This window comes from Bradyrhizobium pachyrhizi (assembly GCF_001189245.1).
Taxonomy (GTDB): Bacteria; Pseudomonadota; Alphaproteobacteria; order Rhizobiales; family Xanthobacteraceae; genus Bradyrhizobium; species Bradyrhizobium pachyrhizi.
Map to the genome: position 1 here is coordinate 35,506 of NZ_LFIQ01000119.1, position 17,015 is coordinate 52,520.

Here is a 17,015-nt window from a genome sequence, read left to right on the forward strand (position 1 = left end):
CAGTGCTCTACCGGGCTGAGCCACACTCCGACTAAGAGCCGGGCTTATAGCGTCGGGTTTCGGGGACCGCAAGGGACCACAAGGCACTCAATTGAGGAATCTAGTCACAGTGGATACAGGTCTGAAAACGCACGTTTTGTCCGCCGGCGCCGCCGCCACGGCGACCGCCGCCGGGGTCCTGGCCGAGGGCGGCTTGGTGGCGTTTCCGACCGAGACGGTTTACGGCCTCGGCGCCGATGCCGGCAACGCCGCCGCGATCGCCCGGCTTTACGAGGCCAAGGGCCGGCCGGCCTTCAATCCCCTGATTGCCCATGTCGCCGATCTCGGCGCCGCCCGCCGGATTGCCCTGTTCAATGGGCAGGCCCTGCGATTGGCGGACGCGTTCTGGCCGGGTCCCCTGACCCTGGTGCTGCCGAAGGCGCTGTCCTGCCCGGTTGCGGAACTCGCGACCGCCGGGCTCGATACGGTCGCCATACGCATCCCGGCCCACAAGGTGGCGCGCGACATCATCAAGGCTTTCGGCGGTGCTGTGGTAGCGCCGTCGGCCAATCTCTCCGGCCACGTCTCGCCGACCACTGCCGAGCATGTGAACGGCGATCTCGCGGGCCGCATCGACCTGATCGTCGACGGCGGGCCGGTCGAGGTCGGCGTCGAATCCACCATCGTCGGCTGCTTCTCCGATCCGGTGCTGCTGCGGCCGGGCGGGCTGACGCGCGCTGAGATCGAGCGCGTGCTCGGCCACCCCTTGCAGTCGCCGCCGCAAGACGCGGAAAGCGACGCCCAGCCGGTTGCCCCCGGCATGCTCGCCTCGCACTACGCGCCGCGGACACCGGTCCGGCTCAACGCCAGCGACGTCCATGTCGGCGAAGCCCTGCTGTCGTTCGGGCCGGCCAAGGTTGCGCGGCGCGAATGCGCCTCGGTGGAGATGAACCTGTCCGAGCGCGGCGATCTTGCCGAGGCCGCCGCCAATCTATTCGGCTACCTTCGCACCCTCGACAAAAGAAACGCGGATGCGATCGCGGTGATGCCCATTCCCGAGGAGGGATTGGGCGAAGCCATCAATGACCGGCTGCGCCGCGCAGCCGTTGGGCGGTAACAAGCATGACCCGGACCGGAACGGCCGCGTTAGCGCCAAGCGGGAACCGGTTTTCCCTCGCGACAAACGCGAAGCGTTTGCGCGAGGGGCATGCTTAGGCAAAGATCCCCGACTGAGTGAAAGACCAAGAAAAAATGAACATCGTCCAATCAGCGGTGCCGCCGCTTCCGCCCGAATTGCTTGAAAAATTCCGCGCCATCGTCGGCGCGAAATATGCGGTGACCGACGTCGCCGACATCAAGCCTTACGTTACCGAGGAACGCGATCTGTTCCACGGCCGCTCGCCGCTGGTGCTGCGCCCGGGCTCGACCGCCGAAGTCGCTGCGATCTGCAAGCTTGCAACCGAGCACAGGATCGCGCTGGTGCCGCAGGGCGGCAATACCGGCCTGGTCGGCGGCCAGACGCCGCACAATGGCGAGGTCGTGGTCTCGCTCCGGCGTCTCGACAAGATCCGCGACATCGACGTCGAATCCAACACCATGACCTGCGAGGCCGGCGTGGTGCTGCAGATCGCGCAGCAGAAGGCAGCCGAGGTCGACCGGCTGTTTCCGCTGTCGCTCGGCGCAGAAGGCAGCTGCACGATCGGCGGCAACCTCTCGACCAATGCCGGCGGCACCGGAGCGCTCGCCTACGGCGTGGCGCGCGAAATGGCGCTCGGGGTCGAAGTCGTACTGGCCGACGGCCGCGTGCTGAACGCGCTCTCGAAGCTGAAAAAGGACAACACCGGCTACGATTTGCGCAATCTCTTCATCGGCGCCGAAGGCACACTCGGCATCATCACCGCGGCAACGCTCAAGCTGTTTCCGCGGCCGCGTGCGGTCGAGACCGCCTATGTCGGCTTGGCTTCGCCGGCGGCCGCACTCAAGCTGCTGTCGATCTCGCGCGATCAAGCGGCCGGAGCGCTGACGAGCTTCGAGCTGCTCGCCGACGTCGCGGTCGACTTCTCGATCCGCCACGGCATCGATATCCGCGATCCGCTTGAGAGCAAGCACCCCTGGTACGTGCTGATGGAATTGTCGTCCTCGCGCGACGATGCACGCGACACGCTGGAGGCGATCCTGGCCCAGGGCATGGAGGACGGCATCGTCGACGACGCCGTCATCGCCGCCAATCTGAGCCAGCGCCAGGCGTTCTGGAAACTGCGCGACGAGATGTCGGCGGCGCAGAAGCCGGAAGGCGGCTCGATCAAGCACGACATCTCGGTGCCGGTCGCAGCCGTGCCCGCTTTCATCGAGGAAGCCAATGCTGCCGTGGTGAAGCTGATCCCCGGTTCGCGGCCGGTGCCGTTCGGCCATCTCGGCGACGGCAACATCCACTACAATGTCAGCCAGCCGGTCGGCGCCAATGCGGCCGACTTCCTGGCGCGCTGGCACGACGTGAATGCCGTCGTGTTCGAGATCGTGCTGCGGATGGGCGGCTCGATCTCGGCCGAGCACGGCATCGGCGTGCTCAAGCGCGACGAATTGCCCGACGTCAAGGACAAGGTCGCGATCGAGCTGATGCGGCAGGTCAAGGCGATGCTCGATCCGCTCGGCATCATGAACCCGGGCAAGGTGCTGTGACCGCGCAGGCGACGATGCCCTCCTCCTCTGCCTCCCTCGCCATTGCACCGATTAGCGATAACGACATCGCCGATGTCGTCGCGCTGTGGCAGGCCTGCGGCCTGACGCGGCCATGGAACGATCCCGCTGCCGACATCGCGCTGGCGCGGCGCGGACCGAATTCAGCCGTGCTGGTCGGCCGCGACGACAATGCGATCGTGGCGACCGCGATGGTCGGCCACGACGGCCATCGCGGCTGGGTCTATTACGTCGCGGTCGATCCCAACCGCCAGGGCACGGGACTTGGCCGCACCATCATGGCGGCGGCCGAGGACTGGCTGCGCGCCGCCGGCGTGCCGAAGCTGCAACTGCTGGTGCGACGGGAGAACGCCAAGGCCGGCGCGTTCTACCAGTCGCTCGGCTATGACGAGTCGACCTCGGTGATGCTGGCCAAATGGCTCGACGGGCGCGAAGCGACTCCCTGAGAGCGTTGAGGATCGACGCATGAGCATCGCCGACCGCGTTCGCGTCAAGGACGTCGAGCTGCTTTCGAAGCGCCACTACGAGCTGAAGAGCGCGACGTTCGACTACCGGCGCGCCAACGGCGAATGGCAGACCCAGGTGCGCGAGGTCTATGACCGCGGCAACGGCGCGGCGCTGTTGCCCTACAATCTGACGACCCGCAGCGTCGTGCTGGTGCGCCAGTTCCGCTACCCCGCTTTCGCCAACGGCCATGACGATCTCCTGATCGAGGCTGCCGCCGGCATGCTCGACGATGCCGAGCCGGAAGCGCGCATCCGCGCCGAAGCGGAGGAAGAGATCGGCTACCGGCTCGCGCATGTGCGCAAGGTGTTCGAGGCTTTCACGTCTCCGGGCGCGGTGACCGAGAAGCTGCATTGCTTCGTCGCCGAATACGACGCCGCCATGCGCATCGGTGACGGCGGCGGGCTCGCCGACGAGGGCGAGGACATCGAGGTGATCGAGCTCTCGATCGACGACGCGCTCGCCATGATCAGCGACGGCCGCATCGTGGACGCCAAGACCATCATGCTGCTGCAATACGCTGCGCTGCATCTGTTCAGGTGAACGCCACCTCGTCCCGGCCTGTGCCGAGACGACATCGCCTGCGCCCGCGCACTAGAGCGTTTTCGAGCGAAGTGGATACCGGTTCGCGTGAAGAAAACGCGTCACAACAAGAGTCTAGAGCCCCGTTCCGATTCTATCGGAACGGGAAAGGCTCTAGCGCATCGTGATCGCAAGGCCACTCAGATCGGCGTTGGCCATCAGGCCGACCTGGTGGCCGGTCAATTCAAGCACCGCGCCCTTCTGATTGGTGAGCACGATCGCGCGCGCGCCGCGTCCGACGGCAAGCCCCGCGCCAGCCGCACCGTAAACGCCGGCAACGTCGGACGGACGGTTGATGTTGCTGACCCGGCCGCGCAGCACGGTCTTGGAGCCGCCGAACACCAGCCCGTAGTCGAGGCCGCCGGTGGAGAGCCGGTAGGAGCGGCCGCGGAAGGTCAACAGGCCGCTGCCGCCGGAGCCACCGATGATCCATCCGGCCTTGTAGATCGTGAGCGTCACGAAGCCGCTGTCGGCGCGGGCCGCGGAAGAGAAAGCCAGTCCCGTGAACGCCAGCAGCGCGACAAGCGCAGCACGCAGGGTGGATGAAGGTTTCATGTGCGGTCTCCCCAGGATTTACTCATGTCGATTTGCTCTCGTCGATTTGCTCGCGTGGTGACACGGCTGCGAATCGCGATGCGTCGACTGTAGCAAGCGCGTAAACAGGCGCAATTTGGCACAGCGATGGCCGATTTGTTGACGGGTGCTTTCGCACGACCGGCGTTGAACCTGTTCCCGGGGTTGCAATACTCACTGCATGTCCGGGGCGATCGGCCCCTGAGCTCCAGGATTTCCCCGCGGAGCATTCATTTTTCAAACCGGAGATTTCCCATGCGTCGTCTTGCGATTGCCTGTGCCGCCATTGCCGCCACCGTGTCGGTGCTTGCCACGGCAAGCCCGGCCAGCGCCACGCCCTATCATCTGATCCGCTGGCAGGACACCGGCTTCTGCCAGATCTGGGACCAGAGCATCCCGACCACGCCGTGGCCGGCGAACTTCTCCATCGTCAGCGAGCAGCTGCCGACCTTCGACGCCGCGTTCAGCTACAAGACCGGCCTCCTGAACAACGGTACCTGCGCGTTCTGAGCGATCGCCATTCGATCACGCGCAACGGCGGGCCCGCGGCAACAGCGCGGCGCCCGTCCTTTTGCTGTCAGGTATGACGCGATCCAGCGTCAGTGATGCTTGATCAGGGCGTCGCGCGCGGCAGCGAGTTCGAGGAATGCCGCGCCGTTGCCGCCGCCGTCGGGATGCACCGTCTTGGCGGCGCGCTTGAAAGCCTGCTGGACTTCGGTCGCAGCGAGGCGGCGGCCCAACGGCAGGCCGAGCAATTGCCGGTACTGCTCCTCCTGCGTCAGCACCTTCGGCGTCAGGCCGCGCCGGCCGAACCGCGGCGCCGACAGCATGTGCAGTGCGTCGCTGACGATGCCGAGACGGCGCTGTGCCATCGATTTGGTGCGGCGGTCGGCCGATTTCAGCGCCGCCTGACGCAGGATCGGCAGCACCTGTGCGGCCGCATGCCGCAGTGTCTCGTCGATGTCGGTCGCGGCGATCTCGGCGACCATTTTGGCCATCTCGCGATAGTCGGGATCCGGCGCCGCGCAAAAGCGCTCGATCGCAACTTTCCAGTGTCTGATGTGCGGGTCCATGTCCGCGGTCCGTAACTGTCATCCGAATTCGGATAACAGCAACGCGCAAACGCGGCTTGGCGTTTCGGTTGGCGCAGTTTTGAATAGTGTTGTCGACAACGCTTACAATCATAACGAGGAAACGCCATGGCCCTTCTCGACAATCACATCGCCGTCATCACCGGTGCAGGCTCGGGTATCGGGCGTGCCATCGCACTGAGCTACGGCTGCGAGGGCGCGCGCGTGGTGCTGCTCGACATGAACGGCGATGCGGCGGCGGAAGCGGCCAAGGAGATTCGCAGTGCCGGCGGCAAGGCGGAGAGCTTTGCACTCGACGTGACCGATCGCGATGCCTGCGTCGCGATGGCAAAGCAGGTGGCCGACAAGGTCGGGCCAGTCTCGATCCTGGTCAACAATGCCGGCATCGCGCGCCGCAACGGCATGCTCGGCACCGACGAGGCCGTGATCAAGGATTGGGAAGACATCATCTCGATCAATCTCACCGGCGTGTTCAACGTGACGCATTCGTTCCTCGCGCCGCTGCGCAAGAACAAGGGACGCATCGTCAACATCGGCTCGATCCAGTCCTTCGTGCATCTGCGCACGCCGAGTTCGCCGGCCTATACCGCCTCCAAGCACGGCGTGCTCGGCTTCACCAGGGCGTTGGCCGCCGAACTCGGCAAGGATGGCGTGCGCGTCAATGCAATCGGGCCGGGCTTCATCGAGACGCCGTTGAACGAGAAGGTGCGCGCCACCAATCCCGACCTCGTCAAGGTCTTCATGGACCACACCCCGCTCGGCCGCGCCGGCAAGCCGGAGGACATCGTCGGCCCCGCCATCTTCCTCGCCTCGGACCTGTCGGCATATGTCTCGGGATCGATCGTGATGGTCGATGGCGGCTACCGAACATTGTGACAGATGGAACCGCAATCGTGGCGATTTCTGGGTATTTTGCTTACAGAGCAGGGAGTTAGGGACACGTTAAGGGCTTGTTAACCAAACCGGCACACCGTGGATCTACGGGGTAGTTGGTTCTCGATGTCTTCGCTTCACCGACGAAGCGGGCGTTGATCGGGAGGAGTTCATGTCTTACGCGTCCACCGTACCTTCGCCGGAAGCTCTGCTGCCGTCGCTGGCTCCAAATGAAATCGTCCCACTGCTGATCGGCGCGACCGTCGATGAAGTCGAGCGCGAACTCGTGCTGCAAACGCTTGCGCGCTGCGACGGCAACCGCACCCGCGCCGCGCGCGTGCTCGGGCTGTCGGTTCGGACATTGCGGAACAAGATCCGCGAATATTCGGCCGACGGCATCGACGTGCCGCTGAGCGAGCACGCCGCAGCCTAGAGCAAGATCCGGAAACGCGCGATGCGGCTTTCCGGGACGATCATGCTTGGACAACGAGCTAAGCGTGATGACGATCCAACCCGATCGCATCACGCTTTAGCGGCACGTCGACGCTAGATCGGCAGATCGATCGCAAGCCACCGCCAGCGCGACAATAGCTCGCTGCCGTCGGCATCGAGGCAGCGAGCGAGACGCACCTCGGTCGTCGCGGCCCGTTGCAGCGTCTGCGCGACCAGCGCCGTCGCATAGTCCCAATAGTCGCGCCGCCCGTTCGGATCGTCGTCGACCAGCGATTTTGCGAGGATCTCGACATAGATCGCAGCGACGGCTCTTTGCCAGAGCTCACCCGCGCGCTCGCCCTCCGCCGAGGGCGCGCCGGTCCGCGACTGCCATGCCAACCAATAGTTTTCCTCCGCGCCGACCCAAGCGGATGGCAATAGCGATGGATCGAGGCATGGCGAGCGGCACTCAAGCGGCTGCATGCCGCGCGCGTCGCAAAAGAAGCAATAGCCGAGCTTGTCGTACCAGCTGACGCGCAGCAATCTGCGAATCTCGGTCTGTTGATCCGCTGCGAGCTGCCTCACGCCCGTCCGTTCGAGATCGCCGATGATCGCCGCCAGGCGATCGCGATCATACGGCTCGACCTCGAGCACCACGCCGATATTGCGTGGAAACAGGGCGTCGAGCATCTCGATCATCTCGCGATAGAATCGGCCCGCCAGGCCGCCGCCGCGCCACGCCTTCGCGACGCCGACATAGTTGCAGTAGATCAGCTCGCTTGCGTGATCGTAGGTGAAGAAGCCGAGGCCGATCGCGCGCGCCTCCGCGCGCAAGATGAAGCAGCGCGAGTCGAGGCAATATGACAGCTTCGGACCGCCGACGCTGAACTCTCGCCGCTCGCCGACATCATCTGACAGCACCCAGCGCACAATGTCGTCGGGGGCGTCGCGCTCGTTCGGAGGAAACAGCTCGGCATACAGATCGAGGACGCCGGTGTTGCGAAACGCCGCTTCATCGCGCAGATCGTGCCGCGTCACCACGATGTCGAACGTCAGCGCCCCTGTTGCGTCACCTGCAACTGCCCCGCGCCTGTCGTTCAGAATCCGCAACGCGTCCTCCCGTCGCAATCTTCGCATCGAATTATGACTGTTGATCGCTTGCATCGGCCGCGCCGCGCAGAATTGAAGCCGTCATCCAACCTCTGTTACAAGCGGCTTGAAATCGCGACGGAGCATATCAGTGGCTGACGAGACAATCTCCCGCCAGGGGTCACGAGGGGCGCAGGGACCGCAGGGTCGTCAGGGCGAGCCGGGCCGGCCCGGTCCGCAAGGGCATCCGGGGCGGCCGGGGCCGGAAGGTGCGCGCGGCAAGCCGGGTCCGCAGGGCAAGCCCGGACTGGTTGGAAAGGCAGGCGCCCAGGGCAAGCCGGGAGCACAAGGCAAGGCGGGCGTGCAGGGTCCGCGCGGCGAAGCTGGCCCACAGGGACCGCAGGGACCGGCCGGCCCGCGCGGTGAAGCCGGCCCGCCCGGACAATTGCCGTCGATCGAGCAGGTGATGCCGTGGCTGCACATGATCTTCGACGCCTGGGAAGACTACAAGCGCACCAAGGAGCGCGAAGCCGCCGAGTTCGCCGAGCGCGATGCCGTCGAGCGCGCGGCGGCGGAGGCGATCGCGCTTGACGTCGACGCCATCGACTTCGCGGAAGATGACGACGAGGACGACGATTACAAGAAAAAGAAGAAGCACCGCAAGAAGGACAAGAAGTAATCCTTCCTGTCCTGGCGCGGCGACACGGCCAGCTCTGTCCGTGTCGCGTCCGATGCCTACTGCTCCGCGCCCGGATTGGCCGGAGGATCGGAGGGTCGAGCGAGGTGCATGAGCTGGAAGACCCAGCGCATGGCGTAATACCAGGCAACGCCCGCGAGCGCCCCGCAGGCCGACAAGATGATGACGTTGGCAAGGTCGATCGTCCCGCTCGACCACAGCATGCCGCAGGTCCAGAGCACGGCGAACGCAATCGAACAGGACGTGAGCAGGGCAGGCTTCATGGCGTCGCTCCGGGATCGGGTGAACGGGACCGATGCCCGGACGCGCGAAGCGGTACCGTGATCTGCATCACGGTACGCCCCCGCCCTCAGCCAAACCGCAGGCGCGAACGCTCCTTCGCCTTCTCCGCCTCCACCTCGCGATCGCGCGCTGGTGCCGTGGTCTGCAACGAGATCAGGAGCTTGCGCGCAGCGTTCGAGACCTCGGTCACGGCGAGGTTGAAGGCGGCCTCATTGGACTGCGACGGCTTGTTGAAGCCGGACAGTTTGCGCACGAATTGCAGCGCCGAGGCGTGAATCTCGTCCTCGGTGGCGGGCGGCTCGAAGTTGAACAGCGTCTTGATATTGCGGCACATGTCGGTCTCCCTCGCCCGCAGCAACGGGGCGGCTCTCTCAAGGACGATCGGCTGCTGCAAAATACGACATCGTGGTCTATTCTGGCAGTGTCATCGTCCACGGTGGAGCGAGGTTCCGGATGAGCCACGTGATCTACAAGGTCGTCCAGCACGACGGCGGCTGGGCCTATACCGTCAACGGGGTGTTCTCGGAACCATTTCCTACCCACGCCGCGGCACTCGCCGCTGCCCGACGCGCCGCCAACGAGCAGCGCGTCCCCGGCCGCACCGAGGCGATCCAGTACGAGACGTCGGACGGCAAATGGTTGACCGAAACCGCATCCGGCAACGACCGCCCGGAGACCGAGGTCGAGGACGGCCGCTAGCTCACCTCGTCGCCTTCAGAACGGAACCTGGACGCCAAGCCGGTCGAAGAACGCCCGCCCCCGCTCGGTGATCCGCAATGCGCGCGGAATCCGATGCGGCGCAACGCCGCGCATCTCGACCAGCCGCGCCAGCACGGCATTGGCAAACGGACCGGCGAGATGCGGCACGCGCTCGGTCCAGTCATTGCAGAGCCGCAGATGCGGCTGCCGCGCCGGATCGAAATCGATCGCCTCGGCCCGGCACCAGGCCAACCCCTGCTCGGTCACGCGACCATTGCGGCCATCGATCACGACGAGGCGGCGGCGGATCAACGCATTCGACAGCAACACGCCGAGCTGACCCGCAAGGTGGTGGTAGCAGGTGCGCGATTGCCTGAGCTGCTCGGCCGGCATCGCACGCCGCCGCCCGACGGTGGCCTTGGCCGCAAGATCGACGAGGTTCTCGATCAGCGCCGCGACGTCGTCGTCCCTGATCCGGTAATATCTGAACCTGCCCTGTGCCCAAACCGACAGCACGCGGGCGTCGACCAGCTTCTGCAGATGCGCGCTCGCGCCCTGCGGCGAAATGCCGGCAACCGCAGCAAGCTCGCCCGCCGGCAGCGCCTTGCCGTCGGCCAGCGCACTGACCATCGCCTCGCGCACCGGATCGCCCAAGGCCTCGGCGATCCGCGAAAATCCCGTCTGCAACGCTTGGGATGATCCCACCGTATCGTCCTCCAGATCGCGCCGAAGCGTCCTGCCCACATGCGCTGTGCCACGCAGCTCATTTCAGATTTTCCTGAAACGTCGCGACGGCCTCTTCCGCTCAAATGGGCGGCAGTCGACGAAACGCAAGGGAACAATCATGACAGCTGACAGCAACGACGCGGAACGCATCTACCGGCTCTGGGATGAAGCGCTCGGCAACAAGGACCTCGAGGCGGCGCTCACGCTCTACGCAGCCGGCGCCTCGATCGAGAGCCCGCTGGTCCAGCATTTGATGCAGACCAAAGACGGGATCGTGCAGGGCCGTGAGCCGCTGCGCGAGTTCATCGCGCGCGTGTTCCGCACCAACCCGCCGCAACGGCGGCGCTTCAAGCAGGGTTTCTTCAGCGACGGCCGCGTTCTTACCTGGGAATATCCGCGGCAGTCTCCGGACGGCGATCAGATGGATCTGGTCGAGGTCATGGAGATCGATGACGGCCTGATCCAGCGTCATCGCGTCTATTGGGGATGGTATGCGCTGAACGTACTCAAGGAGAGCTAGCCGAACACATCTTCGCCAGCCGTGCCGACGTGCTCTCGGACATCTCCTTCCCCCATGCTAGGCTTGCACCGAAGCGGCTGGACAAGCGCGCCGCGCGTGGGAAGAAGCATGATGATCCGTTGGTGCGCGGCGCTCGTGGCCGCTCTCGTCTCGATATCGGTACCGGCCATGGCTGCAGATTACCCCACGCCGCAGGACGGCGAGTGGACCGCAAAGGACTTCAAGTTTCACAGCGGCGAGGTGATGCCGGAACTGCGGCTGCACTACACCACGGTCGGCGCGCCGACCGGACAGCCGGTGCTGGTGCTGCACGGCTCCGGCGGCTCGGCCGCCAGCATGCTGACGCCGACCTTTGCCGGCCAGTTGTTCGGCCCCGGCCAGCCGCTCGACGCGGCGAAATACTACATCATCATCCCTGATGGCATCGGGCACGGCAAATCGTCGAAGCCGTCGGACGCGATGCGGACGAGCTTTCCGAAATACGACTACAACGACATGGTCGACGCGCAATATAGGCTCGTCACCGAAGGGCTCGGCATCAAGCATCTGCGGCTCGTGATCGGCAACTCGATGGGCGGCATGCACACCTGGATCTGGGGCGTGCGGTATCCACGGATGATGGACGTGCTGGTGCCGATGGCCTCGCAGCCATCAGCGATGGCAGCACGCAACTGGATGCTGCGGCGGACGATGCTGGAAACGATCCGCAACGATCCCGACTACAATGGCGGCAACTACACCAGCCAACCGCGGATGATGAAATACGCCATCGCCGCCTATCGCTTCGCCAGTGCCGGCGGCACGCTCAATTACCAGGCGCTGGCGCCCACCGCAGCGCAGGCCGACAAGATGGTGGACGACCAGCTGGCGCTGCCGGTCACCGCGGATGCCAACGACTACATCTATCAATGGGAGGCCTCGCACGACTACGATCCCTCCGCCGGACTGGAGAAGATCGAGGCAACCCTGCTTGCCATCAATGCCGCCGACGATGAACGCAACCCGCCGGAGACCGGCGTCACCGAAGCTGCAGTGAAGCGGATCAAGAACGGCAAGATTGATCTGATCCCGGCAAGCAGCGAGACACGCGGCCATCTCACCACCGGCGATGCGAGGTTCTATGCCGGGCACTTGCAGGAACTGTTGCAAACGGCGCCGACGATGTAGTCATCGAGGTCAGGGCAATGTCCGCTGATGCTTCCGCCGCATCGCGCTCGACCTGCCCGAGGTCGTTGAAGGCGCGCATCACGGCACAACCGATTTCCGCGTCGGCAAGCGCATCTTCGCGACGCTCGGCTATCCCGACCAGGATTGGGGCATGGTGAAGCTGACACCCGAGCAGCAGGCGATGGTGGTCGAGGCCGAGCCGGAGGTCTTCCGGCCGGTGCCGGGCGGCTGGGGCAAGAGCGGCAGCACCAATGTCCGCCTCGCGAAAGCGGATCACGTCACGCTGCGCAGCGCACTCAAAATGGCGCGGGACAATATCGCGGTGAAGGCCGCGAAGAAGGGGCGCGCGAAGCAGCCAATCTGAGCGCAACCATCTCGCACTGCATCAAGCAGACACGCGGATTCGCTGATTCTTTGAGCATGCATCTCGCGCGCGGTTCGTGCCTAATCGCGCAAACACCGGATTCGCGTGACGCTATGCGCGGGTCACGTAGAAGTTTTCGCCGGGGGAAGGCAATGCGAAGGCTCACGCACGTCGCGGTGCTTGCGTGGCTCGCCATGATGGCGGGCGCTGCACTGGCGTTCGACAACGGCCAATACGACAACGTGCCGCCCGATATCCGCGCCTGGTTCAAGAGCATAATCGCGCCGAATGGCGTGCCGTGCTGCGACATCTCCGACGGCCATCGCACGAGCTACGACGTTCGGGGCGGCGCCTATTGGGTGCCGATCGAGGGCGAGTGGATGATGGTGCCGGAGCGCGCCGTGATCCGCGATCGCGGCAACCCGGTCGGCGAGGCCGTGGTGTGGTACGTGCACCACCGCGGCCACATCATCATCAGCTGCTTCGTTCCGGCGGATGCCGTCTGAACGGCGCCCGCCGCTTGCGCGGGAAGCCCCGCGCGCGGGATCGCGCCAATTTGAAACAGTTACTCTCTGTTAACCTTACTTTTTAACCAATAATTAAGGATGAGTTTGCGGGCGCCGTGAGGCGCGGCCTAGCGTCTGCAGAAATGCTCCGTAACCGCGAGTTGGTGCGTGCCATGAGCTTTCGAAGGTTGGCGTATCGAACAACTGGGGCGCTGATGGCGTCCCTTGGCGTTTCCCTTGGCGTTTCCCTTGGCGTTGCAGCGCTGCTGCTTGCTTACCCGACCGAAACCTATGCGAGATCCGGATCCGCAGCGCGCGGCACGTTCTCCTCGCATCATCCAGCCTTCCGCCATCATGTACGGGTGCCCGGCATCGTGTTGCCGGACGCGGGCGGATATTATGATGGCGCGGCGGGCGTTCCCTACGCTGCCGAGGTCCCGGCGCCGGTCTCGAGCGACGTCCGTTACACCTACACCCAGGACGTGCCCTGGGATTGGGCGCATCGCTATCCGCCGGCCGTGGTGCCGTCGGACCGGCCCTATGTGTCGAGCTGCCCCACAGAGAGCGTCACGGTGCCCGGCCGCGGCGGCGACCGCACCGTCAACATCACGCGGTGCTACTGAGAAGCTTCGCCCCAATCAGAATCGCAAAAACAAAAGAGGCCGCCCGCAAGGACGGCCTCTCGTATTTTGGCAGACGCTCGGCGCGCCGGCTGACAGCCGGTCAGGAATCCTCGCCCTTCAGATGACCGACGTGCTTCTGGGTGTAGAGCTCAAGGCCGATACGCTTGATCAGGTCGAGCTGGGTCTCGAGGAAGTCGATGTGGTCTTCCTCGTCCTTCATCAGCTGCTCGAACAGGTCGCGGCTGACATAGTCCTTGACGCCATGGCAGTAGGTCGCCGCCTCCTGGTAGAGCGTGCGCGCGCCGATCTCGGCGGCGAGGTCACACTCGATGATCTCCTTGACGTCCTGGCCGATCTTCAGGGGATCGAGCACCTGCAGATTCGGGAAGCCGTCCAGGAAGAGGATGCGATCGACGAATTTGTCGGCGTGCTCCATCTCCTCGATGGACTCCTTGCGCCAGACCTTGGCCATCTCCAGGAGGCCCCAATTGTTGAGCATCCGGTAGTGCAGCCAGTACTGATTGATGGCGGTCAGTTCGCTGCGCAGCCCCTTGTTCAGATAATCGATGACCTTCGGATCGCCTTGCATGATCCACTCCACCTGTCGCGGCCAACCTTGGCCGACGCTAAACTTAGAACGTTTCTAAATGAGATTACCGGCAAGAGCAACCCTTCGCAGAAACAGCGCGTGGATAACCGGATTCGAAGGATTTGGCGCAGCGTCTTCCAGCGAAGCGGAAGCCGGTTCGCGCCAGGAAATGCGTCGAAATAAGAAGCTTTAGCAGGCCGCGAGCGCGAATTCGGCCGGCTCGGCGTCCTCGTTGGCGGCGTGAGGATGGCTGCTGTGGGGGCAGCCGGAGCAGCAGGCCTTGGCGCAGGGACCGAGCGCCTCGTCGATGATCGCCTTGATGGTGCGCGCGCAGCGGCCGCATTCGGCACTGCAGCCGAGGCAGCCGTACACCTGCTTGGCATTTCGTGTCACGGACCCACCGCCATTGACGGCATTGCGGACATCGTGGTCGCTGAGGACGTTACAGGAACAGACAATCATCGGAGAAAGGCGGGGTCCAACGGTGATGCTTGGCAATATGGATATTGTCGGCTCCCGCGCGATGCAAAAGGAAAAAGCGGTTTTTGTAGCAATTCCAAACTGATGTGGGATTCATATTGGAATGAGTCTAAATCGGTCGGAGGTCAGGAATCCGACACCCGCCGGGTGGCTGACGGGCCAATAACCGCTTCCTTCGCCGCCGGCCCCCATGAGCACACGCCTCGCCGCGGCACTGTCGGGCTCGTGCGTTGCAAGATATTGCAAAAGCTGCAAGCATTTGGTCGCGAATGCGGCGGCGTCGTTCATTGATCATTCAAGGTGAATATGGAACCCTCCAGTGAGACAGATCGCCAATGCACGCTGTCCCTGCTGCCGCGAGAAAGGTGAGGCCATGAAGAAGACATTGCTGGCGCTTTGCGCCGTTGCCGCTGTGGCGGCTTCGACTGTGGCGGTGCCCGCCCCCGCCCAGGCACAACGCGGTGTCGCCGCCGGCGTTGCTGCGGGATTGATCGGTGGCGCCATCGTCGGTGGCGCGATCGCATCGCAGAACCGCTACTACGGTCCCGGCTACGGCTACTATGCGCCCGGTCCGGCCTATGTCGCCGAGCCCGGTTATGGTCCCGACTGCTTCTGGCAGCGCCAGCGGTTCTGGGACGGCTACACCTGGCGCGTTCGCAGCGTCCGCGTTTGCGATTGATCGCCGTTCATCTCGATTAAATCGAACCAAATGTCCCGGAAAACCGACTGTTTCTCCGGGACATCTGCTGCAGATGGCCAGAAAAAACCGCTTTTCTGCGCGATCAGCCTGCGGACGTTTACTTTCGGTTGACTGTTCTGCGCTGTTTAGCAAGACAGCAGTTCGAGATCAGCGTGCGAGTCACCTCAACCCGGCGCCGAACCACGACGCCACCACCTTCCAGGAGAGCCAAAGACATGAAGAAGACTTTAGCTGCCCTTGTCGCCGTTACCACGATTGCCGGTTCGCTGGCCGTTGCTCCGGCTGCCAAGGCTGGTGACGGCGGCGCCGTCGCAGCCGGCGTTGCCGGCGGCCTGATCGGCGGCGCCCTGCTGGGCGGCGCTATCGCAGGCGCTCGCCCCGCCCCGGTCTATGTCGCACCGGCACCGGTTTACGTCGAAGAGGCCCCGTGCCGCATGGTTCGTGAGCGCTTCTGGGACGGTTACGGCTGGCGCTTCCGTCGCATCCAGGTTTGCGACTGATCGACCGACACGTTTTCAGCATCACACTCGAAAACCCGGCCTCGCGGCCGGGTTTTGCTTTTACGCCACCAGGCGGTCTTGCGAGCCAGCCCGATCAGCGCTGCCCGTGCATCGCGCGCAGCACCATCTCGCTCGGCCAGCAATCGACCTTCAGCCCGGCCTGCTTCTGATAGGCGCCGAGCGCGGCGCGGGTCTGCATCCCGGCCTTGCCGTCGAGCTTGTCCTTGTAGAGACCGATCTTCGTCAGCTGCTGCTGCATCGCCTCGACGTCGGCGGAGCGCAGCTGCTTCGATGCCGACCATGGCGTCGCGAATGGCTGCGGGCTCGTCATGCGGTCGGCGAGGTGGCCGACGAACAGCACGTAGAGATCGGAGAAATTGTATTCCTTGATCACGAAGTAGTTCGGCGTGGTCAGGAAGGCGGGACCGTAGCTGCCTTCCGGCTGCAGCAGCGACGCCGATTGCGCCTGCTCGGCGGCGCTGAGCTTCTGTCCGCGCACCGGCACGAAGCCTGCGCGCAGCCACTGGCTGATCGGCTTCGTCACTTCAGGCACGCCCATCGTGCAGTCGGCATTGGCCGGCGCCTTCACCTCATAGGCCCAGCGCACGCCGGGCTGCCAGCCCTTGTTGACCAGCTGCTGCGCGGCGGAGGCGAGCGCGTCCGGCACCGAATGCCAGATGTCGACACGTCCGTCGCCGTCGAGATCGACGCCATGCTTGTAATATTCCGACGGCAGGAACTGGGTGTAGCCGGTTGCACCGGCCCAGGAGGAGCGCATCTCCTTGCGCGTCACCGCGCCCTCGCCGAGGATCTTCAGCGCCAGGATGAACTCGGTGCGGTACTGATCCTTGCGACGGCCGACATAGGCCTGCGTCGCCACCACGCGCAGCGTGTCGTAGGGCAGCGAATAGCGCCCGTAATCGGTCTCGCGGCCCCAGATCGCCAGCACGACGGTGGCCGGGACGCCGAACCGCTTCTCGATCGCATCGAGCGAGGAGCGATACTTCTGCAACAGCCGCTGCCCTTCGGCGGCGAGCCGCGCGATCGAGGCTTCCTTGATGTAGTCGGCCGGCACCTGCACGAACTCGGCCTGCGCCGGTGCGCCGGTCTTCGGACGTCCGGGCAGGATCAGGTCGGGCAGCTTGTAGTCGGGCTCGAGCGAGCGTGTCTCGCGATCGAAGGTCTCGCGCGACACGCCGGCGGCCTTGGCCTCCGGCCACAGCGAGGCGATGAACTGGGTGAACGCAGCATCGGCGGCGAATGCTGGCAGCGGCGCACACAGCAGCACCGCGAATGCGACGATGGTGGCTGGCCATTTCATGATCGATCTCACCCTGCGGAA

25 protein-coding genes and 1 tRNA gene (1 of these 26 running past the window's edge) are annotated in these 17,015 nt (G+C 64.6%); 16 read left to right on the forward strand and 10 right to left on the reverse strand.

Translation table 11 applies throughout. From position 1 onward, the window contains the following. Nucleotides 1–30: transfer RNA gene (locus AKL29_RS35125), tRNA-OTHER, on the reverse strand; it reaches 40 nt to the left of the window's first position. Nucleotides 31–109: 79 nt separating this feature from the next. On the opposite strand from AKL29_RS35125, the gene AKL29_RS35130 reads away from it, so the two are divergent. The 4 genes from AKL29_RS35130 (at nt 110) to AKL29_RS35145 (ending at nt 3,723) form a co-directional block, all read left to right on the forward strand. Beyond that, nucleotides 110–1,096, forward strand: a complete 987-nt coding sequence (locus tag AKL29_RS35130) for an L-threonylcarbamoyladenylate synthase (RefSeq protein ID WP_050387335.1) — start codon at nt 110–112, stop codon at nt 1,094–1,096. A 134-nt stretch (nt 1,097–1,230) separates the two neighbouring features. Further along, complete coding sequence (locus AKL29_RS35135; protein WP_050387336.1) at nt 1,231–2,658, forward strand: FAD-binding oxidoreductase; 1,428 nt, start codon at nt 1,231–1,233, stop codon at nt 2,656–2,658. A 14-nt stretch (nt 2,659–2,672) separates the two neighbouring features. Continuing rightward, a complete protein-coding gene (locus AKL29_RS35140; protein WP_050387562.1) occupies nt 2,673–3,122 on the forward strand; it encodes a GNAT family acetyltransferase in 450 nt (149 codons plus the stop codon). 19 nt (nt 3,123–3,141) lie between these two features. Next, a complete protein-coding gene (locus tag AKL29_RS35145) occupies nt 3,142–3,723 on the forward strand; it encodes an NUDIX hydrolase (protein ID WP_050387337.1) in 582 nt (193 codons plus the stop codon). A gap of 153 nt (nt 3,724–3,876) precedes the next feature. Here AKL29_RS35145 and AKL29_RS35150 read toward each other — a convergent pair whose 3' ends face one another. Then, nucleotides 3,877–4,317: a hypothetical protein gene (locus tag AKL29_RS35150; RefSeq protein WP_050387338.1), complete on the reverse strand. Its 441-nt coding sequence runs from the start codon at nt 4,315–4,317 to the stop codon at nt 3,877–3,879. Between the two features lie 273 nt (nt 4,318–4,590). Here AKL29_RS35150 and AKL29_RS35155 point away from each other — a divergent pair, with 273 nt between their 5' ends. Continuing rightward, nucleotides 4,591–4,845, forward strand: coding sequence for a hypothetical protein (locus tag AKL29_RS35155; RefSeq protein WP_028334836.1), 255 nt, complete (start codon nt 4,591–4,593; stop codon nt 4,843–4,845). 89 nt (nt 4,846–4,934) lie between these two features. Here the strand turns inward: AKL29_RS35155 and AKL29_RS35160 are convergent, their stop codons facing one another. After that, nucleotides 4,935–5,408, reverse strand: a complete 474-nt coding sequence (locus AKL29_RS35160; RefSeq protein ID WP_028334835.1) for a hypothetical protein — start codon at nt 5,406–5,408, stop codon at nt 4,935–4,937. 126 nt (nt 5,409–5,534) lie between these two features. On the opposite strand from AKL29_RS35160, the gene AKL29_RS35165 reads away from it, so the two are divergent. Both AKL29_RS35165 and AKL29_RS35170 read left to right on the forward strand, forming a co-directional pair. Further along, a complete protein-coding gene (locus AKL29_RS35165) occupies nt 5,535–6,302 on the forward strand; it encodes an SDR family NAD(P)-dependent oxidoreductase (protein ID WP_050387339.1) in 768 nt (255 codons plus the stop codon). Nucleotides 6,303–6,471: 169 nt separating this feature from the next. Continuing rightward, the gene (locus tag AKL29_RS35170; protein ID WP_016840962.1) at nt 6,472–6,732 is read left to right on the forward strand and encodes a helix-turn-helix domain-containing protein; all 261 of its coding nucleotides are present in this window, start codon (nt 6,472–6,474) and stop codon (nt 6,730–6,732) included. Nucleotides 6,733–6,845: 113 nt separating this feature from the next. On the opposite strand, the gene AKL29_RS35175 is transcribed toward AKL29_RS35170, so the two are convergent. Next, nucleotides 6,846–7,841, reverse strand: coding sequence for a hypothetical protein (locus AKL29_RS35175; protein WP_050387340.1), 996 nt, complete (start codon nt 7,839–7,841; stop codon nt 6,846–6,848). 130 nt (nt 7,842–7,971) lie between these two features. Between AKL29_RS35175 and AKL29_RS35180 the strand changes: the two genes are divergently transcribed. Then, nucleotides 7,972–8,499, forward strand: a complete 528-nt coding sequence (locus AKL29_RS35180) for a collagen-like domain-containing protein (protein WP_050387341.1) — start codon at nt 7,972–7,974, stop codon at nt 8,497–8,499. Between the two features lie 56 nt (nt 8,500–8,555). Here the strand turns inward: AKL29_RS35180 and AKL29_RS35185 are convergent, their stop codons facing one another. Together AKL29_RS35185 and AKL29_RS35190 are read right to left on the reverse strand one after the other, a co-directional pair. Then, nucleotides 8,556–8,780, reverse strand: a complete 225-nt coding sequence (locus AKL29_RS35185; RefSeq protein ID WP_028334831.1) for a hypothetical protein — start codon at nt 8,778–8,780, stop codon at nt 8,556–8,558. Between the two features lie 86 nt (nt 8,781–8,866). Then, nucleotides 8,867–9,133 (reverse strand): DUF2277 domain-containing protein, encoded by a 267-nt coding sequence (locus AKL29_RS35190; protein WP_050387563.1) that lies wholly within the window; start codon nt 9,131–9,133, stop codon nt 8,867–8,869. Between the two features lie 119 nt (nt 9,134–9,252). On the opposite strand from AKL29_RS35190, the gene AKL29_RS35195 reads away from it, so the two are divergent. Beyond that, nucleotides 9,253–9,498: a DUF2188 domain-containing protein gene (locus AKL29_RS35195; RefSeq protein WP_016840968.1), complete on the forward strand. Its 246-nt coding sequence runs from the start codon at nt 9,253–9,255 to the stop codon at nt 9,496–9,498. A gap of 15 nt (nt 9,499–9,513) precedes the next feature. On the opposite strand, the gene AKL29_RS35200 is transcribed toward AKL29_RS35195, so the two are convergent. Beyond that, nucleotides 9,514–10,203 carry an ArsR/SmtB family transcription factor gene (locus AKL29_RS35200; protein ID WP_152977900.1) on the reverse strand — a complete coding sequence of 230 codons (690 nt, stop codon included), beginning with the start codon at nt 10,201–10,203 and terminating at the stop codon, nt 9,514–9,516. A 139-nt stretch (nt 10,204–10,342) separates the two neighbouring features. On the opposite strand from AKL29_RS35200, the gene AKL29_RS35205 reads away from it, so the two are divergent. The 5 genes from AKL29_RS35205 to AKL29_RS35225 all read left to right on the forward strand — a co-directional run bounded on the left by AKL29_RS35205 (nt 10,343) and on the right by AKL29_RS35225 (nt 13,404). After that, the gene (locus tag AKL29_RS35205) at nt 10,343–10,744 is read left to right on the forward strand and encodes a nuclear transport factor 2 family protein (protein WP_244482601.1); all 402 of its coding nucleotides are present in this window, start codon (nt 10,343–10,345) and stop codon (nt 10,742–10,744) included. Nucleotides 10,745–10,855: 111 nt separating this feature from the next. Continuing rightward, complete coding sequence (locus AKL29_RS35210) at nt 10,856–11,911, forward strand: alpha/beta fold hydrolase (protein ID WP_050387564.1); 1,056 nt, start codon at nt 10,856–10,858, stop codon at nt 11,909–11,911. 52 nt (nt 11,912–11,963) lie between these two features. Further along, nucleotides 11,964–12,275, forward strand: coding sequence for an MmcQ/YjbR family DNA-binding protein (locus AKL29_RS35215; RefSeq protein WP_244482631.1), 312 nt, complete (start codon nt 11,964–11,966; stop codon nt 12,273–12,275). A 152-nt stretch (nt 12,276–12,427) separates the two neighbouring features. Further along, on the forward strand, nt 12,428–12,781 hold the full coding sequence (locus AKL29_RS35220) for a hypothetical protein (protein WP_050387344.1): 354 nt from the start codon (nt 12,428–12,430) through the stop codon (nt 12,779–12,781). A gap of 215 nt (nt 12,782–12,996) precedes the next feature. Further along, nucleotides 12,997–13,404, forward strand: a complete 408-nt coding sequence (locus AKL29_RS35225; RefSeq protein WP_063779990.1) for a hypothetical protein — start codon at nt 12,997–12,999, stop codon at nt 13,402–13,404. A 100-nt stretch (nt 13,405–13,504) separates the two neighbouring features. On the opposite strand, the gene bfr is transcribed toward AKL29_RS35225, so the two are convergent. Then, complete coding sequence (gene bfr / locus AKL29_RS35230) at nt 13,505–13,993, reverse strand: bacterioferritin (RefSeq protein ID WP_026193251.1); 489 nt, start codon at nt 13,991–13,993, stop codon at nt 13,505–13,507. Between the two features lie 189 nt (nt 13,994–14,182). Further along, the gene (locus AKL29_RS35235; protein WP_028334823.1) at nt 14,183–14,455 is read right to left on the reverse strand and encodes a (2Fe-2S)-binding protein; all 273 of its coding nucleotides are present in this window, start codon (nt 14,453–14,455) and stop codon (nt 14,183–14,185) included. 391 nt (nt 14,456–14,846) lie between these two features. Between AKL29_RS35235 and AKL29_RS35245 the strand changes: the two genes are divergently transcribed. Then, nucleotides 14,847–15,152 carry a hypothetical protein gene (locus AKL29_RS35245; protein WP_016843729.1) on the forward strand — a complete coding sequence of 102 codons (306 nt, stop codon included), beginning with the start codon at nt 14,847–14,849 and terminating at the stop codon, nt 15,150–15,152. Between the two features lie 236 nt (nt 15,153–15,388). Further along, entirely contained in the window at nt 15,389–15,673 is a 285-nt protein-coding gene (locus tag AKL29_RS35250; protein WP_016843728.1) for a hypothetical protein, read from the forward strand. A gap of 94 nt (nt 15,674–15,767) precedes the next feature. On the opposite strand, the gene AKL29_RS35255 is transcribed toward AKL29_RS35250, so the two are convergent. Next, nucleotides 15,768–16,994 (reverse strand): lytic murein transglycosylase, encoded by a 1,227-nt coding sequence (locus tag AKL29_RS35255; protein WP_050387345.1) that lies wholly within the window; start codon nt 16,992–16,994, stop codon nt 15,768–15,770. Nucleotides 16,995–17,015: the final 21 nt, after the last annotated feature.

Bases quoted from the DNA above. Each gene is read 5' to 3' on its own strand.
- AKL29_RS35135 (WP_050387336.1), top strand. From the start codon at position 1,231: ATGAACATCGTCCAATCAGCGGTGCCGCCGCTTCCGCCCGAATTGCTT.
- AKL29_RS35140 (WP_050387562.1), top strand. From the start codon at position 2,673: ATGCCCTCCTCCTCTGCCTCCCTCGCCATTGCACCGATTAGCGATAAC.
- AKL29_RS35145 (WP_050387337.1), top strand. From the start codon at position 3,142: ATGAGCATCGCCGACCGCGTTCGCGTCAAGGACGTCGAGCTGCTTTCG.
- AKL29_RS35150 (WP_050387338.1), bottom strand. From the start codon at position 4,317: ATGAAACCTTCATCCACCCTGCGTGCTGCGCTTGTCGCGCTGCTGGCG.
- AKL29_RS35155 (WP_028334836.1), top strand. From the start codon at position 4,591: ATGCGTCGTCTTGCGATTGCCTGTGCCGCCATTGCCGCCACCGTGTCG.
- AKL29_RS35160 (WP_028334835.1), bottom strand. From the start codon at position 5,408: ATGGACCCGCACATCAGACACTGGAAAGTTGCGATCGAGCGCTTTTGC.
- AKL29_RS35165 (WP_050387339.1), top strand. From the start codon at position 5,535: ATGGCCCTTCTCGACAATCACATCGCCGTCATCACCGGTGCAGGCTCG.
- AKL29_RS35170 (WP_016840962.1), top strand. From the start codon at position 6,472: ATGTCTTACGCGTCCACCGTACCTTCGCCGGAAGCTCTGCTGCCGTCG.
- AKL29_RS35185 (WP_028334831.1), bottom strand. From the start codon at position 8,780: ATGAAGCCTGCCCTGCTCACGTCCTGTTCGATTGCGTTCGCCGTGCTC.
- AKL29_RS35190 (WP_050387563.1), bottom strand. From the start codon at position 9,133: ATGTGCCGCAATATCAAGACGCTGTTCAACTTCGAGCCGCCCGCCACC.
- AKL29_RS35195 (WP_016840968.1), top strand. From the start codon at position 9,253: ATGAGCCACGTGATCTACAAGGTCGTCCAGCACGACGGCGGCTGGGCC.
- AKL29_RS35205 (WP_244482601.1), top strand. From the start codon at position 10,343: ATGACAGCTGACAGCAACGACGCGGAACGCATCTACCGGCTCTGGGAT.
- AKL29_RS35210 (WP_050387564.1), top strand. From the start codon at position 10,856: ATGATCCGTTGGTGCGCGGCGCTCGTGGCCGCTCTCGTCTCGATATCG.
- AKL29_RS35220 (WP_050387344.1), top strand. From the start codon at position 12,428: ATGCGAAGGCTCACGCACGTCGCGGTGCTTGCGTGGCTCGCCATGATG.
- AKL29_RS35225 (WP_063779990.1), top strand. From the start codon at position 12,997: ATGGCGTCCCTTGGCGTTTCCCTTGGCGTTTCCCTTGGCGTTGCAGCG.
- bfr (WP_026193251.1), bottom strand. From the start codon at position 13,993: ATGCAAGGCGATCCGAAGGTCATCGATTATCTGAACAAGGGGCTGCGC.
- AKL29_RS35235 (WP_028334823.1), bottom strand. From the start codon at position 14,455: ATGATTGTCTGTTCCTGTAACGTCCTCAGCGACCACGATGTCCGCAAT.
- AKL29_RS35245 (WP_016843729.1), top strand. From the start codon at position 14,847: ATGAAGAAGACATTGCTGGCGCTTTGCGCCGTTGCCGCTGTGGCGGCT.
- AKL29_RS35250 (WP_016843728.1), top strand. From the start codon at position 15,389: ATGAAGAAGACTTTAGCTGCCCTTGTCGCCGTTACCACGATTGCCGGT.
- AKL29_RS35255 (WP_050387345.1), bottom strand. From the start codon at position 16,994: ATGAAATGGCCAGCCACCATCGTCGCATTCGCGGTGCTGCTGTGTGCG.